Source organism: Halodesulfovibrio sp. MK-HDV (assembly GCF_009914765.1).
Taxonomy (GTDB): domain Bacteria; phylum Desulfobacterota; class Desulfovibrionia; order Desulfovibrionales; family Desulfovibrionaceae; genus Halodesulfovibrio.
This window is the reverse complement of sequence record NZ_WYDS01000014.1, coordinates 1-16,118: the sequence shown is the minus strand read 5'-3', so window position 1 is coordinate 16,118 and position 16,118 is coordinate 1. Positions and strand designations below refer to the sequence as shown.

At 41.9% G+C, this 16,118-nt stretch carries 10 protein-coding genes and 1 pseudogene; 3 read left to right on the top strand and 8 right to left on the bottom strand.

The features are described 5' to 3' along the window. Positions 1 to 118 precede the first annotated feature (118 nt). The 4 genes from MKHDV_RS11715 to MKHDV_RS11700 all read right to left on the bottom strand — a co-directional run bounded on the left by MKHDV_RS11715 (position 119) and on the right by MKHDV_RS11700 (position 5,929). Entirely contained in the window at positions 119 to 904 is a 786-nt protein-coding gene (locus tag MKHDV_RS11715; RefSeq protein WP_160715509.1) for a PhzF family phenazine biosynthesis protein, read from the bottom strand. Positions 905 to 1,055: 151 nt separating this feature from the next. Further along, positions 1,056 to 1,955, bottom strand: a complete 900-nt coding sequence (locus MKHDV_RS11710) for a diguanylate cyclase (RefSeq protein ID WP_160715507.1) — start codon at positions 1,953 to 1,955, stop codon at positions 1,056 to 1,058. Continuing rightward, positions 1,948 to 5,355 carry a response regulator gene (locus MKHDV_RS11705; protein WP_216846911.1) on the bottom strand — a complete coding sequence of 1,136 codons (3,408 nt, stop codon included), beginning with the start codon at positions 5,353 to 5,355 and terminating at the stop codon, positions 1,948 to 1,950. The genes MKHDV_RS11710 and MKHDV_RS11705 overlap by 8 nt, the downstream gene beginning before the upstream one ends. A 337-nt stretch (positions 5,356 to 5,692) precedes the next feature. Next, positions 5,693 to 5,929 (bottom strand): hypothetical protein, encoded by a 237-nt coding sequence (locus MKHDV_RS11700; RefSeq protein WP_254060467.1) that lies wholly within the window; start codon positions 5,927 to 5,929, stop codon positions 5,693 to 5,695. Between the two features lie 426 nt (positions 5,930 to 6,355). Here MKHDV_RS11700 and MKHDV_RS19215 point away from each other — a divergent pair. Continuing rightward, positions 6,356 to 6,604: pseudogene (locus tag MKHDV_RS19215) on the top strand (DUF6624 domain-containing protein); the annotation flags it as partial. A gap of 219 nt (positions 6,605 to 6,823) precedes the next feature. Beyond that, positions 6,824 to 7,456: a DUF2867 domain-containing protein gene (locus MKHDV_RS11695; RefSeq protein ID WP_160715503.1), complete on the top strand. Its 633-nt coding sequence runs from the start codon at positions 6,824 to 6,826 to the stop codon at positions 7,454 to 7,456. A gap of 428 nt (positions 7,457 to 7,884) precedes the next feature. Here MKHDV_RS11695 and MKHDV_RS11690 read toward each other — a convergent pair whose 3' ends face one another. From MKHDV_RS11690 to MKHDV_RS11675, 4 genes are all read right to left on the bottom strand, one after another. Further along, the gene (locus tag MKHDV_RS11690; RefSeq protein WP_160715501.1) at positions 7,885 to 9,291 is read right to left on the bottom strand and encodes an anion permease; all 1,407 of its coding nucleotides are present in this window, start codon (positions 9,289 to 9,291) and stop codon (positions 7,885 to 7,887) included. 386 nt (positions 9,292 to 9,677) lie between these two features. Continuing rightward, the gene (locus MKHDV_RS11685; RefSeq protein ID WP_160715499.1) at positions 9,678 to 10,901 is read right to left on the bottom strand and encodes an outer membrane homotrimeric porin; all 1,224 of its coding nucleotides are present in this window, start codon (positions 10,899 to 10,901) and stop codon (positions 9,678 to 9,680) included. 574 nt (positions 10,902 to 11,475) lie between these two features. Beyond that, a complete protein-coding gene (locus MKHDV_RS11680) occupies positions 11,476 to 11,913 on the bottom strand; it encodes a RimK/LysX family protein (RefSeq protein ID WP_160715497.1) in 438 nt (145 codons plus the stop codon). A gap of 161 nt (positions 11,914 to 12,074) precedes the next feature. Next, positions 12,075 to 14,108, bottom strand: a complete 2,034-nt coding sequence (locus MKHDV_RS11675; RefSeq protein ID WP_160715495.1) for a PP2C family protein-serine/threonine phosphatase — start codon at positions 14,106 to 14,108, stop codon at positions 12,075 to 12,077. Positions 14,109 to 14,672: 564 nt separating this feature from the next. On the opposite strand from MKHDV_RS11675, the gene MKHDV_RS11665 reads away from it, so the two are divergent. Next, positions 14,673 to 16,010 carry a TolC family protein gene (locus MKHDV_RS11665; protein WP_216846910.1) on the top strand — a complete coding sequence of 446 codons (1,338 nt, stop codon included), beginning with the start codon at positions 14,673 to 14,675 and terminating at the stop codon, positions 16,008 to 16,010. Positions 16,011 to 16,118: the final 108 nt, after the last annotated feature.

Sequence of the window (16,118 nt, the reverse complement as noted above, 5' to 3'; positions counted from 1 at the left end):
CCAAATCTGAAGATTAACTCGCTTGTATCAAGAAGTATTAGAATACCGTAAAACTCCGCTAACGACGAGCGTACGGGCGAACAAAGCAATGATCAGCGTGTTGGGTCGAGAAGGAGATTTAGATTGTGATATGCCCTTCGAGGTAGGTTGCTGCTTTGCCAGAAATTAGGACTCGCTCGCCCAAATCTCTACAAAAGAGTTTTCCGACTCGTGATGATAGCTGCAAAGCGACCATTGATTCTTTGTGCAGTTTTTCACTCCAGTACGGAATCAGAGAACAATGGGCAGAGCCCGTGACAGGATCTTCTGAAATACTGGCTTGAGGCGTAAAAAAACGCGACACAAAATCGACGGTGTTTCCTTTAGCTGTGACAGCAATGCCACCCATCCCAATATCTATTTGATTAAGAAGCGCCAAGTCTGGCTTTATGCTTTTAATCGTTTCTTCATCTTCAAATACAAGGACATAATCTCGCGACTTCAAAACTTCTGTTGGTTCAGTCTGAATTGCATCAATAATGATTTGAGGAATAGAGCAGGGCACGGGCTTGCGTGAAGGAAAATTTAAGGTCAATAACTCGCTGTCTGCGGAAACCGAAAGTATTCCACTTTTAGAATGAAACTTCACCGAGCTCAATGAGGGTTGCAGGTGGCGTGTAATGACATGTGCAGTTGCAAGCGTAGCATGTCCGCATAAGTCGATTTCAAATTCTGGAGTGAACCACCGGATTTCGAAACCATCATCTACAGCAAGAAAAAACGCTGTCTCCGCTACACAATTCTCTTCCGCTATTTTTTGCATAACACTATCAGGTAGCCAGTGCGTTAATTCGCAAACGGCAGCAGGGTTACCACCGAAAATGGTATCTGTGAAAGCATCAACTTGAAAAATTGGTAATCGCATAATTCGCTTCCTGAATAGGGGGGCTGTCATTGTGAATTACTAAAAACGCACAATGAGTTTAGAGGGATGCCTCATAATGCAGTATCTACATTAATGTTAGGCAAGTATGTGGTGAAGCGTTGCGTAGCAGTCAATGTTTTCAAAGAGGTAGTTAGCGTCTTGCGGCACGTATTACTCTTTTGTTCCTTCCTGTTTGCTTTGCTTCATACAAAGCTGCATCGGCTTCTTTGAGTAAATCGTCAATTGTCTTAATTGACTCAACTTTTTGAGTCATTCCACAACTTAGCGTGCATTGGATTTCGTGTATCGAATCAACCTTCATACTCGTATTTGCATACGTTGAGACAATGTTGTCCAACAACGCTATCACCTGTTCATCAGATGATGCTGTTAACACTACGGCAAACTCTTCTCCGCCTATCCGCCCGAATATGGAAGAAGAAGGTAATAAGCTAGAAATAACATCTGTCGTTTGCTTCAGAACAATATCCCCGGCGTTATGTCCATATTGATCGTTAACTTTCTTGAAGAAGTCAATATCCAGCATTATGGCATAGAGATGCTCATCGTACGTGGCAAACATTTTTTCAGCTAATTTGAAAAATTTCCTGCGATTGTAAATACCTGTCAAACTGTCTCTTGTTGCCAGATATTCTAATTTTTGAATAAGATTTTGAAGATCAAGATGCACTTTTACCCTGGCGAGTAATTCTACTGGTTTAAAGGGTTTTGTAACGTAATCGACTCCACCTGTTAGGTATGCAGATTCAATGCTATCTTCGTCTTTTTGGGCTGTAAGAAAGATCACTGGAATATCTTTTGTCTGTTCAGACACTTTCAATTTTTCGCAAACCTCGAAACCACTCATTTGCGGCATCAGAATGTCCAACAGGATAAGGTCAATATGTTCGCTCGCAACCATATCCAAAGCATCTTTTCCTGAGGTCGCAGGGATGACATCATAATTGTCCAGAATAGCAAGAACCATCTCAATATTAGACTCAGAATCGTCTACGACAAGTATCGTTGGTTGAGGCGAATCATTATTCATTACTTTCTCCTAAAAGGTTCAGCGCGTCATTGTATTTAAATTTACCTAAAAGTACTCGGACTTCAGCTAGTTTTTGCGCATCCTCCTCTTGCAGAGAATAGGGCAAAAACTTATCCAGAATTCCCTTAATATTCTTAGGTCTTTTACTTTTTATAGCCTGAAAAAGAGATGACCACAAATTTTTACGTGTATTTCCTTCAAGTAATGGCAAATTAGAGTCTAGCTGTTTTTGTTTTGAAAGCTCAGGACAACTTGCTATGTCATCCAGTACTTTTCCAAGCTCATGGTCAAAAGTTCCTAAAAGAGAACTATCGAAACTTGTTTCAAGTTGTTTTGTAATGGTGTGCAGATCTTTTGCCCCTATGCTTGCACTGAGGCCTTTAAGAGTATGCAATAAAAGTTTTGCTTCTTTCTTGTTTTCGGTAAGCAGGTGTTTAAGAGAGTTATGTGCATCTTCATAATTTGATTGGAAGTTACGTAATATCTTATAATACAGGGCGAGGTTGCCATTCATGTATTTCAAGCCGGCTTCAGCATCGATTACGGTAAACTTGAACATCACTTGGTCTGTAGTTTCGGAAGGAAGCGGAGTATTGGAATTCAAACTAATCTTTGGAGATAGGTACCGTAATAATGTCGTAAAAAATTCTTCCACATTAATTGGCTTATTCAGATGTGCATCCATGCCTGCTTCTTTTGAACGCGCAATATCTGCTGCCATTGCGTTTGCAGTAAGAGCAATTATGGAAATATCGCTATTGTCTTCTCGTATTTTTACAGTAGCAGTATATCCATCCATTACAGGCATTTGTATATCCATAAGTATCAGCTCATACTTGTCGGGATGTTGCTGAACTTTGTCTACAGCATCCTGCCCATTATGAGCTTCATCGATCAAGATACCGGAGTGAGCGAGCATATCTTTAATAATGTCCCGGTTAAGCTCATTATCTTCGACCAACAAGACCCAGCTCCCTTTTCTTGTCGTAAGCTCTTCCTGCAAACTCACTTTTTCCACCTTGGTGTCTAAATCTTCTTTAACCTCTGTTCCAAAGTAAGAAATAATGATGTTGTAGAGCTCAGAAGGGTTTATGGGCTTATGTAAAAATATTGCAATGCCCAGCTGTTCTGCTTCTTCTTTGTAATATTCCTCATCATAAGCAGAAACCATAATGATTGGTTGCACTGATGTTGGATGCATCTCTTTAAGTTTTCTTGTCGTTTCAACACCATTCAAACCCGGCAAATTCCAATCCATAAGAATAAGATCGTACGGAACTTTTTCTTCTACTTTCTTGAGAGCATCTTCACCGCTGCCAACTACTTCAACGTCAAAATTGTAAACAGAAAGTAAATTTGAAAGTGAAGATTGCCACGAAGGACTATCGTCAACAATAAGAACACTTTTATTGGTAAAGAGCATATGCTCGTCATTTTTTGATGAAAATTCTTTAAGAGTGACAGTAAAGAAGAATGATGTCCCTTTTCCTTTAATGCTTTGAACCCATATACGGCCGCCCATCATTTGGACAAGCTGTTTAGAAATGGCAAGACCAAGTCCGGTTCCGCCATACTTACGAGTTGTGCTTGTATCTGCTTGCGAAAATGATTTAAAAAGCTTGGATGATTCTTCTTCTGTCAGGCCAATACCTGTATCCCTCACCTCAAACCGTAATAAATGCCGTCTCTCACGGGAGACATAGACACCCACTTCGCCTTTCTCGGTAAATTTGATGGCATTATTCGTTAAGTTGGTAATGATCTGAGCAAGACGAAGAGGGTCGCCTTTATAGGTCATTGGAACATCAGGTTCGTAACTAATAATGAAATCGAGATCCTTCTCTGAAGCCTTTATCCCCACGATTGTTGATACTTTTTCCATTACGTCATGTAAGTAAAAAGTCATATTTTCCAGATCAAGTTTTCCAGCTTCAATTTTTGAAAAATCGAGAATATCGTTAATAATTCCGAGAAGTGAATGTGCGGCAGTTTCAACTTTGGTGATGTATCGCTTCTGCTGGGGTGGTGCATCCTGTTGCTGCATAAGATAGGTGAGCCCAGTAATGGCATTAATCGGCGTGCGTATTTCATGGCTCATGTTTGCAAGAAATTCTGATTTTGCTTCGGTTGCAGATTCAGCATCTTGCAAAGCTAGATACAGTGCATCTGTTCGCTCTTCCACAATTCGTTCCAAATTTTCGTTTAGTTCTTTCTGGCTTTGTGTAAGCGAAGAAATTTTCGTACTGGCATCACCAAACGCCTCCTCAAGTTCTCCAATTTCATCATCCGCATACTTTTGAAGATCAAGATTGTAGTCATTTTCAGAAAGCTTTCTGGCTGCATTTTTCAATGCAGTAATACGTTGGAGAAGGTGATTGGATGATAGGAATGCGAGAAAAGTTACCACGATAAGCATGATCGCAGCGAAAATTCCTAAATCATGAATTAGCTGAGAATAAGGCATCAACATGTCAGCTTTATTGATGACTGTAACAACAAACCATTTATTTTTTGGCTGGTATACATAGTAGAATAGCTTTGCACCGTAGCTATTTGTTTGTTCACGTTTCAAAAAATGATATTCAAACCAGCCCGTCTGTGGAATATCGAAACCTTTCTTTCTAACGACATCAACAAGATCTCGAATGAAAAATCTATTTGTTTTAGGATCCTTAAGCTCTAATGCATTTTTATTTTGCAAGAACGGGTGATACAAAATGTGCCCGTCCAATTCGAATATAGTAATGTAACTCCCTTTCCCCGGACTTAATTTCGAATTTTCAATGCTATCTTTGAAGTTTGTCAGGCTAACAATAGAGTGAGTTCCCTTTTCAAACGGCACAGCTGCGATAATCCATTTCCATGGAGAAAAGTAATCCAGATAAGCCACATCATCTTCTGGAAAAATCCCTTTTCCTTTTACAGTTCGCAAGAATCCTTTTTTTTGAGAAATTATTGCTTCAAGAAAAGAATGAGAAAGAGTCTCGCTGTTAGGTGCATCCAGTAATATTTCTTCAATATTATCTTTGTTCTCTGGCGTAATAAAAAAAGTGTATCCCGTTTCTCCAACTAAATGCGTATTCATAAGCTCTTTAGGGAAGGCTTGTGCTTGTTCCAGCGAGAGTTCCTTTCGTCTGTATCTATTGTAAAACCGCTGAACAATTCCAGCGCTCGTTTCGGCCATCCCTTTAAAATATTGCTCAACAGACTCATCCAAAAGCTTCTCAACCATAATACTCGCAAGTACTGTGTTAGCTTGCAGTTCATTTTTTATAGTTTTCTCAAATGTTTCTTTTATGTGGGGTAATGTAAGAGAAATGGAACCGAACATGACAAATACAAGAAGAAGAAAGGTTATGAAAATTTTGCTTCGCATCGATAGTCGCTTTAAGAAATGCATAGTGTAATCCTTTCAAAGGCCTCTTGAGGTCTCGCTTGCTTCGTTTCAAAATACATATCCCTTTCAGCTTACTCCACGGTAATAGATTAGGTATACAACTATTTAAATGTTATCACTTTTATTTGAATTACTCCTTCAAAGTAACAAAATATTGAAGCTTGAACGGTACGTTAAGAATTGTGAGAAAACGAATAGTGTTCTGTATGAACAGACATTGTTTTTAAAAATTTTTTGGTTCGGATGTCTGTAACTGACCACCAAAGACCAAGACGTCAGCATTACAAGAAAATAGACCTGCACAAAAATGCAGGTCTATTTTCTTTTTTGAATGGAGTTGTTAGACGATAAAGCTGTCAGAATTAGCATAGAGGCTAAACAAAGAGCGCCAAAGATGGCACCTAAGAACCACCAGCGAGCCAGACTTATGAAGCCTAACCCGTAAGATAGGGGATGGCCCTGTTGCATACGGAGTAATAATATCCATGAGACCAAGGCCACCCGCAAGCATAAGTGCAATTTGCGGGATCATTTCAGCAGGGAAAAGTACTGTGGCAGTTACCTTAAATAAAGGCATGAGGGCAGTGGGGTGAGCAGTTGTGCTCGAAAGAAGTAGCGAAGCATAAAGAATATGTTTTTTTGCCCATCCCCTCGAAAGGTACAACAGGAAAAGTTAAAAGAAACAGATTTCACATTTTGATCTTTCTCTGAAAGTCCATTGTGCCGTGCTATTCGGGTGGTTGCCTGAAAAACTTCCTTCAGGTATGATTTTTACAAAGTATTTTTCGTAATTTCTACATAAAACATTGGTAGATAGAGCAGACAAAAGACTGTTAACCAGAAGAGACAATGGGCAATACACTAATAATTTATTCAACAAATGACGGACTCACACTCGAAATCAGTAAGCGTTTAGCTGCTATTTTAGAACAGCAGGTTAGCAAAGTAATTCTGTGTCAATTTGTGCCTGTAACTCTATAGAGATAAATCTCTTCGGCTTGAGACCATCATCGTGCAAAATGGCTGGCCAGGGAAAAGTTTAGTTGGCGAGGACGGTGCATGGGCAGCGTGGCTGATCGCACAGCATGCCACTGGCAATCCACCATTCATGCGACATTGCCTATCGTTGCTTAAGGAAGCTGCTTTCAACAATCAAGCCATCCCTTGGCAGGCGGCAATGCTGGAGGATCGTATACACATGTACGAAGGGAACCCCCAAATTTACGGGACACGATTCCAACCAAGACGGTGATTGGGCACCTTGTTTGATTGAGAACCTCGACGGGTTAATGAACGGAGGCTGGCAGTTGGACTGAATCCACTTGAAGAAAGGACAGCAGAGATAAGAAATGGCTTTATCAAAGCCGGTGTGTTCGCAATGGATGGATCAGATCGAAGTTGGTAGAAATATGTTCCTACTTTTTGCACGTATCATGTACTAAGCCCTATATTATCATACAAAGGAATAACTATGAATTTTACTGCCGCGACTGCTACGCATACCAAATTCAACTGGAGGGTCCGTTCATTAGCGTCCGATTTTCTACTCGAGGATACTTGGGAGTTCCCCTACGAATTCGGCGCAAAGGACGGGGTCAATTTACATTTGTTCCAGAAATCCGCCATTGAGCCTACGATGAAGAGCATTTATGATGGCTCCTTGACTGGAATGCTATTCAGGATGCGAAAACTTTTCGGGGCGTTATTTCGCATCGATAATAACATGAATAGTCTCCCTATCCCGGGCTGCGGGGACAAGAGCCTTCGCGATCGTTTGCAGGAAAGCGATTTTGAGAAAGACACGCCGGAACGCGCGATGGACATCTCAACACGAGACTTTATGGACTTCAGACCAGTGTATACCTTCGAGGACGAAACGCTCCACGAACTCTCCAATTCCACCGAGCATACATTAATGCATTATGCTTGGTCTCCCTCGGGAGAAGGTAAGTGGAAGGTTCGCCTTGCGGTGTACATTAAGCATAGGACCGCTTTCAGTGCGTTTTACATGAGGTGCATCCGGCCATTCCGCCATTTCATCGTCTACCCCCATATTTTCAGAAAATGCATGGAACACTGGGAAGCGCAAAAGGTGCCCGAATAGGATTTTGGTTTTAACTAGGGACTGCTATTCTGTTCTGGAAGAATTTTTCGGTTTTCATGGAAGCGTGTCAAACCATACCATCGTTTCGGGTTATTCCTCTGCGTTGGGGACGCATTCGAACTTCCTAGATTCACAAGATATCGTCTATCAGACTGGGAGGCAGTCGCAATCATGGCCACTTACTGTGGAGGAATGGCGGATTTGGGCAAGCGCCTTGTGGAGGATTGAATGCCAAATGGAATTATAGCGGATTTCGAGCAGATCAAAATTGTACTGAAGCATCGGTATCCATTTATTTTGTTTGGTCGTTTGGTATAATTTGAAAAGGATCGGAGAATCGTCGTCCAAAAGGTTATGTCGGACATTCCATTACCAGAAAAAAAGGCCTGCACGAAAATGCAGACCTTTTTTCTTTTTTGAATGGAGGGTTAAACGTATAAAGCTGTCAAAATTAGCATAGAAGCTAAATAAAGAGCACCGAAGATGGCACCCAGGAACCACCAGCGAGCCTGACTGATAAATCCTGACCCATACCATATAGGGGATGGCCCCGTTGCATACGGAGTAATAATACCCATGAGACCAAGGCTACCCGCAAGCATAAGTGCAATTTGTGGGATCATCTCAGCAGGTAACAGCACGGTGGCAGTTACCATAAATAAAGGCATGAGGGCAGTAGTATGGGCGGTGGTGCTTGCAAAGAAATAGTGAAGCATAAAGAACATAAGGACGAGGAACAGAGCTACTGTAAATGGTGGCAGCCCCTGCAAGTAACTTGAGCTAAGATTGCCAATCCATGAAAGAACACCGGTTTTACTCAGTCCGGAAGCCATCGCAACCAGTGTTGCAAACCAGATAAGAACGTTCCACGCACTTTTATTGCTAATGACATCTTCCCACGTGATGATGTCACTTAAAACCATTAAGGACAGAACCAAGATGGCTGCAACGGTGCTGTTAACGCCAAGTTCTTTACCAAAAATCCAAAAAATAAGTGCCAATACCGCGTACCCAAGCATCATGAGCTCTTTTCGAGTAATAGCCCCAAGCTTTTCCAATTCTTTTTTTGCCCACAATGGCGCTTCTGGTGATGTTTTTTGCGTCGGCGGGTAAATCACGTATGCCAACCAAGGTGTGAGAATAAAAAGAGGGAACATGGCGGGAATCATCACTTTCGCCCATTGTCCCCATGAAATTTGAACGTTGGTCGTTTGAGCAATAAGATCAATAGCAAGCAGGTTTGGGGCGAGTGCGGTTAAAAACATAGAACTTGTGACACACGTTGCCGCAATAGCAACCCATGTCAGATACGAACCGATCTTGCGTGGTTCATGATCTGGAGTGGAATTGAACATCAGCGGAATGTTACTCACAATCGGATAAATGGTACCTGCGCTTCGAGCTGTATTAGAAGGCATAAAGGGTGCGAGAATGGCATCTGAAAATGCAATTGCGTAGCCAAGCCCAAGTGTGCTTTTCCCTAAATACTTAATCAGAACTAAACTGATACGCTTCCCCAAACCGGTCTTTTGATACCCCAGAGCAAACATAAAAGCAGAAAATATTAGCCAGATAACGCCATTAGAAAAACCGGATAGCGCCCAATTTCTACTGGCAGTGGGATTCGGGTCAACCAAACCCAACGCTGCTACGATAGATACGCCTAAAAGCCCGACAAGAGCGGCGGGGATTGGCTCAATAATTAGCCCGATAATGACGCCAATGAAAATACTGAGAAAGTACCATCCTTCGGGCGACAATCCTGCCGGAGAAGGGAATAAGGCCATAATTATGGCAACAATGACGGGGGAAAACTTTAATATATATTTGCCCATTAAATTCTCCGCAGGTTGCGTAACAGATAAAATATTATGCATTACACCCAACGTCTAGGTCGGGTATAAAAGTAACCGACTCAAACATGTAGTTGGCTGCTGCATAGAACTTCAACGTAATTACTTCATTGTATATTCTGACTGGTAGTTCTCCAGTATAGATTGAAAAACAAACGAGTGCTGATTATTACGTAAAGCAGGAATTTGTTCGACTGGCGAGTAGAAAATGAACGAAGGCACAAGAGGAGCAATACGTTTCGGATGCACACAAGATAAACGTAATTGAATCGGGCAGAATAAAAACAGCTTTACTGGATATAAAAAAGAGCCACTGGCTAAGTGGCTCTTTTCAAGAAACTGTCTGTTTTGGAATACGTAGTTAGTGTTTAGAAATTGTACTGAATGAGTGCAGCAGCTTTGAATACGTTATCTACATCTTTAGCAGAACCGGCATCAAAGTCGGTGACTGCGTATGCAAAATCAACAAGGAGGTCGAGGTTGTCGTAAATGCTGTAAACGGATGCAACATCAATTTCGGTTGCACGATCGTCTTCACCCCAGCTGCTAATGCTGTCAGAGTCTTCGTTTGTACCCTGAATGTAGGTGAGGCGTACAGTGTGGCTAAGCTTTTCAATGAAGGTAAGTTCTTCAAGCTGAAGACCAAGACCCCATTTACCAAGAGCACTACCGAAAATGTTATCGCTATCTGGTCCCATAGCACCAGCACCAACAAGAGTAGTCATGCTGAAGTCATCATCATCGATGCTAGGCATACGACCTTCACCATCGTCGTCGTTTCCGGAAGCATACCAACCAACGATTGCAGGAACCATCATGCTGGTAGTGTAAGCAGCTTTACCGGCAATTGCGAAACCGCCGTCTTTACCGTTTTCTTTACCGAATACACCGTCAAATGCTAATGCGAGATTTTCTACTGGAGCAGCCTCAAGAGAAGCACCTACCCAGTACATATTATCTTCAAAAATTTCGCCGTCTGCATCCACCTTATCGGTTACGTTTGCAAACAGAAAGTATGGAGAAACAGTCGCAACGCCAAGATCTGCCGCAACAATACCACCAAAGAGATCCATGGTTGCATCATCAGTACCGTCAGAATCGTATGGGCGTGCAAAGAAAGCTGTAACAGCTACGTTGTCAAAAGACTGAGAAGCAACAATTGCAGCAACGTCGTTATCAAGTACGCCAGACGCAGTTACAGCACCAGGAAGACCCAGTCCCTGAATACCAGCGCGAACTCTAATTTCTGTGGAAGGTACGAGGAAGTCGATGTAAGCGCGAAGTGTGCTAACGTTAACGCCGTCAGCACCAATAGCACCGCCGGAACCTGCGCCAACATTTTCGTTTGCCTGTCCCCATGTCTGCTCAATACGGAAGAGCACAGTACCGGAAAGATTTTCGGAAGCAATGATGTCTACCTGAGTATCCATTCTCTGGATAAAGTTGTTGGTATCATCGTCAGAACCATCAGTGTTGATGTAATCGAAACCGGCCCACATAGAACCGGAAGCCTTAAATTCAGCAGCAGAAGCGCCAGCAGCGACACTAAGAATCATGCAAGTAGCGAGAGCTAGTACAATAAAGCGTTTCATTAAATTTTACCTTCTTAATTCACGTATTCCAAGACAGATTGGATGTATGATTATGAAATTCATTTTCAACAAGTTGAGACAAAAGAATACGATACGCAAGGTTGTGCGAATCCTGATCTCATTACAGTACCACTTGGCTAATAGCGGCACTGAAGTAAGAGAATTCACTCACGTATTTATCAATCGACTTCTGAAAATGAAATCCGTTATCAACATGAAAAGCCTTTTAAGATCTAATTCAACCAACTGTCAAGGCAAGTTTTTCGAAAAAATTTTTCTTTTTATTTAACTATACCGAAAATTGCTAAAATTACAGGACTGTTACAAATAAAAAAAGAAAATATTCTTGCGAGATACCAGTTCTTACTGCCTATCATCTAGGTAGAGATAAGACGAAGAGAGCAACGAGGTAACGTCTTTTCACCCAAAAGGCGCGAAGGGCTACAACGTCCTCTTGCTCCATACTTATTCAGCAAAGGTGTTTTTGGGGGAGCGAATGGACAGAAGGAAGGAGAGGAAAAATAAATTTCAAGGCAATCGACTGTAATTTAAAAAGACAACAGCAAGTAGCTCGTTAGCCACATAAGGGGGCTTGATGTAAAAACGTGTGCTCTGGGTCAACTATAGCAGTTCCAGATATGGCAGTGCGACCAACAAGCATTCGACACTTCATCCCTCTACGACGAGTTAGGGTAATCTCTGCTAAACTGCGCCAGTCGCCAATGGAAATTAGGGCTTCAATAACAAATCGTTCTTCTGTCTGACCGCTGGAATTAGTGACAGAACGCCTTGCCATGAGCGGGGCTTCTGCTGAAACAGTTCTGTTTTCGCGTGAATCGAGCGCAATTGTAAATCGAATCCACTCTACATTGTCCTTAATGAAGATCTCTTCATCTATTGTGTGGAGTGAAGAAGTTCGAGCACCAGTATCTATTTTTGCAAGAATGCATGAGATACTGAAGTCCGGTAGTGATGCCCATTCTTTCCAACCAAGCGTTTCTTTTTCTGACATATTGTCCTTATCGACTTTTCATGAAGATCAAGAGGGAAGAGCAGTTACGTATTCGACACTGCTTATACCAAAAAAAACGTACACGCATGACTTATAGTAATCTTGGCAAGTAATAAAGCCGAATGTGGAAAAGTACCCATCCGGCTTTATTATTGCTTTACCTAACTTTTCTTACGGAACTTTATAACAAGACAAGTGAAGTCATCTTCAAGGCTCGAGAGCTTGGTAAAATTCAGAGCACTAGTATGTAATTTTTCAATAAGCTTTTCTGCCGAAAGCGAGGCATTATCACGAATAATAGTCTCCATAAGTTTTTTACCGAACATCACACCTTCAGGAGATCGTGCTTCCCATATTCCATCAGTAGCAATGACGATGATGTCTTCGGGGAAAAGCTGCTCTGTATTTTCTGTGTACCTTGCATCATACTTCACACCAAGGGCTGTGCTTCCAATCCCTTTAAACTCAATAAAACGGGATTCTGACCCACGATACACAATCGCTGCGTCATGTCCTGCCCGTGTCCAGGTAAATGTGTTTTTTAAAGTATCTAACGAAGCAAGAAAGAGTGTCATAAACTGGCCGGAGCCATAGGTATCGCACACAACCAGTTCGTTTGTCTTACGGGTCACTTCGGACAGGGTGAAGTCGTTATTTGCACTAGATCGTAAATACGCTCGCGCTGTCGCCATAAGCAACGCAGCAGGAATACCGTGACCAACAACATCCCCAACTGCCATAGTAAGCTGAGAAGCACTTCCGGATGCACAGGCGATGAAATCGTAGTAGTCTCCACCGGTTTCTGCGCAATAGTAACTTGCTCCAGCTATATCAAAAGAGGCTGGAGTAGGTGCCTGCTTGGGCAATAAGCTTTGCTGCACAACGCTTGCCAACTGAAGCGAACTTTTTAAATGAACGTTTTCTTCTAACGTAGGTACCATTTCATTAATAGCTTTTCCCAGTTCTCCAATCTCATCTTGTCCAACATTTCGAATGCGTACTGAAAAATCACCAGCACTCACGGCGCGCACAGCATGAACCAGTTTATAGATACTCTTGCTCAACGAGATAGACAAAATAATTGCGACAATTCCCAAGAGCAAAAGAGTTCCACTCAACAGCAGATGCGACGTGTCCATTTGTTTAGAAAAGATAGCTCTAATAATATCTGTCTCTTCAGAGGCATCATTGACAATGTCTATACGTGGAACGGTGATAAGCAAAGTTGCACCACCTATTTTAAGCGGTGCGTAGGCTATTAACAGGCTTTCATCATCAACAATCGCACTAAGTAAACCAGCCTTCCCAAGTACAACATCCCCTGAAATTTGACTGAGCGTTTTTTTATCAAGCGCAAGGTTGTCTTCTGGAGAACTAAACCACCTTCCACCTTGATCTTTCGGTGTTCTAACAGCAAAAATTATAAGCTCATCGCCTTCTGCTGTTGCATCAACAAGATAGGACGTAACATTAGGCGAAAATTTAGACAGATTCCCGGGAGAACGCAGGAGCGTATGCACAGGTACTGCAATTGTAACAGACCCAATTTTTGTGTCCTTTGAATAAATATTCTGAGTAGCTGTAAATATCGATCTTTTGAATAGAGGATCGTGCAGGGGCGGTGACCACGATGTTTCTCCTGCGATCGCAGGCAGAGGGGGTTCACCAAACAAACATTGATCCTCAGAATGTTCAGCTTTTTTTGTAGGAAAAAAAAGCTGAGAACTATCCAAAAGTCGTACACGCTGCCAAAGAATCAACTCGGGATATAAATCCGCAAATTTTTCGAGCGAAGGAAGTAATAATTTGAAATTATCCTTAGTTTTTGGTGAAGAAGAGGACATGCATGCGCCCCCCCTGTCAGCCATGCCTTTAGGACTTTCCATTTCATACATTGGAAGAATCGTACTTTTTTTTGCTGATTGCGGTGACGACGATAATGTTATGCTGGCATCGTTAGCAAGAATGCTTAAGACCGTATTAATAAGTTGCCCTTCACGCTTTAGAAGATGCGCTTGCCCCTCAGCAACACGCAGCAGTAGCATGCTAATATTATTAAGAAGTATAGTTTCTGTTCGTGATTCAACGTTTTCTGCCAGCTGATTCATCGATTGCATGCTGTTTACACGCAAGAAAAGAGCAGGGGGAATTGTCGTTAATAGCAGGATAATCAGAATTTTAATGCGGATAGGCATAATTATTCGTCCTCGCCACAATTAGAAATTTATGGTGCCTAAAAATAGTACACCTTCTAACATAACAAGAACTAATGATAGCACTCATAGCAGCCCACATGTAAGGATTATTCTTAATTGCGAACGCGTGAAACATTCAAAGAACGGCCCCCTTGTCTCACTGATGCTTAAAGCTGGATGTACAATTCCACTTACCTACTACGTAATGACCTTCAAGCCTGACGCTCGCAAACTTCTTTCTACTGTAAAAAAAATGAACATAGCAGGAGGGGAAGGGTCTTGAACTGTATACTTTTTATACAATTTCAAGAGGGGGGCTTGAATAAAAATAAATACCGTTCTATATCTGACTAAAATAGTAAGGATTGGCCAGTTTGGCCTATGCTTTGCTTACATAATCAGAAGCAACGTTTAGCAATCCTTTACAAAAACTCATTAATACAATGGCGCTAACAATAATATTTCTGCATGGTGTTAAAGAATACTGTATGTCATAACTTACTGATTATGCTTTCTTAATATTGAAATGCGATTTCCTGACAAACAAAACACATGGGAAAACAAATGATTGCACGAACATTTTTGATGAGTGTGGCGCTATTGTTTTTTAGCGTACAAGCATTATATGCAGAAGACGCCGCTGAAAATTTACTTCCTACCTATCTAAAAATTGCGGCTGAAAATAACGGTGAGCTACAATCTGCATTCAGTAAGTGGAGAGCCGCAATTCAAAAGGCACCACAAGTTTCTACACTGCCTGACCCGCAATTCACTTTTGGTGTCTACATTGTCCCTGTTGAAACACGCGTTGGTCCACAACGCATGAGTTATGCGCTTACTCAAAAATTTCCTTGGATTGGTAAGCTAGATGCAAAAGAAAACATTGCACTCCGCGAAGCGGATGTATTTAAAGCAAAAGCGGATAGCATTAAAACTACGATATTCCGGAATGTTAAAGTAGCATACTATGAGTTGCTCTACTTGCAACGGGCTATCCAGCTTACAACAGAACAGGTCGAATTATTAGAATTTTTAGAAGCTACAATTCGTGCTCGCTACTCTTCAGGCAATGCTTTGTATTCAGACGTGCTCCGAACACAAGTTGAACTAGACTCTTCTCGAAATAGAAAAGCCTCACTTAAAGACATGTATATTCCTCTTCAAGCTCGTTTGAACGCGGCTATGGGGCGAGATATTGACGATGCAGTGCATCTATCAAAGGTAGTGGCGGAGCTACAGTTAGAGGTTGAAGAAGATATGCTCAGGAAGCTTCTTCAGCAAACAAATCCTGAGCTGCTGAGCTTTGACCAACAACTCGCTGGTGCAGACGCACAGATTACTCTTGCAGAAAAAAATTATTATCCAGACCTCACCTTCGGAATAAAATCAATTTACACAGATAAAGCCCGTTCCGGTGATCCAAGCCAAAACGGTAATGATCCAGTTATAGCCACTGTAAGCCTCAATATTCCTATTTGGCAGGACGGCAGAGACGCTGCCGTTGAAGAAGGAAGAGAAAAAAGGCTCGTAGCTATTCAGGCAAAAAAGGGACGCAAAGATATCCTTCTAGCCGATTTGGAGCTGGCTTTATATCGCTATCGCGATGCTATTCGACAAATCACTCTGTATGAAGAAAGCCTGCTCCCTAAAGCGGAGCAATCCGTTGAAGTAACCCTAGAGGCATATCAGAGTGGCAAAGTCGACCTTGAAGAGGTCATCGCGGCAGAAAACACATATTTTGAGCTATACATCGCTCAAGCGCGTGCTCTAACAGACCAAGCACAGCGCATTGCACAACTTGAACAATTAGTTGGTACAGAATTACCTGTCATACAAAAGAACAAAATGGCGATGACAAGGTTCGACTTACCGCAAAAAGAGCTCAACGTGACAGTTGAGTAACACAGAAAAGAGAGGAGATGAGAATGAAATCACTTTTGAGAGTTGCAGTGTTAGCATTTGCAGTTATCGCATTTGCAATGCCGGGAACCGCTGCTTTTGCCGGCACAC

Coding starts and splice junctions, on each gene's coding strand:
- MKHDV_RS11715 (WP_160715509.1), bottom strand. CDS start 904: ATGCGATTACCAATTTTTCAAGTTGATGCTTTCACAGATACCATTTTC.
- MKHDV_RS11695 (WP_160715503.1), top strand. CDS start 6,824: ATGAATTTTACTGCCGCGACTGCTACGCATACCAAATTCAACTGGAGG.
- MKHDV_RS11700 (WP_254060467.1), bottom strand. CDS start 5,929: ATGCCTTTATTTAAGGTAACTGCCACAGTACTTTTCCCTGCTGAAATG.
- MKHDV_RS11685 (WP_160715499.1), bottom strand. CDS start 10,901: ATGAAACGCTTTATTGTACTAGCTCTCGCTACTTGCATGATTCTTAGT.
- MKHDV_RS11665 (WP_216846910.1), top strand. CDS start 14,673: ATGATTGCACGAACATTTTTGATGAGTGTGGCGCTATTGTTTTTTAGC.
- MKHDV_RS11680 (WP_160715497.1), bottom strand. CDS start 11,913: ATGTCAGAAAAAGAAACGCTTGGTTGGAAAGAATGGGCATCACTACCG.
- MKHDV_RS11705 (WP_216846911.1), bottom strand. CDS start 5,355: ATGCATTTCTTAAAGCGACTATCGATGCGAAGCAAAATTTTCATAACC.
- MKHDV_RS11710 (WP_160715507.1), bottom strand. CDS start 1,955: ATGAATAATGATTCGCCTCAACCAACGATACTTGTCGTAGACGATTCT.
- MKHDV_RS11675 (WP_160715495.1), bottom strand. CDS start 14,108: ATGCCTATCCGCATTAAAATTCTGATTATCCTGCTATTAACGACAATT.
- MKHDV_RS11690 (WP_160715501.1), bottom strand. CDS start 9,291: ATGGGCAAATATATATTAAAGTTTTCCCCCGTCATTGTTGCCATAATT.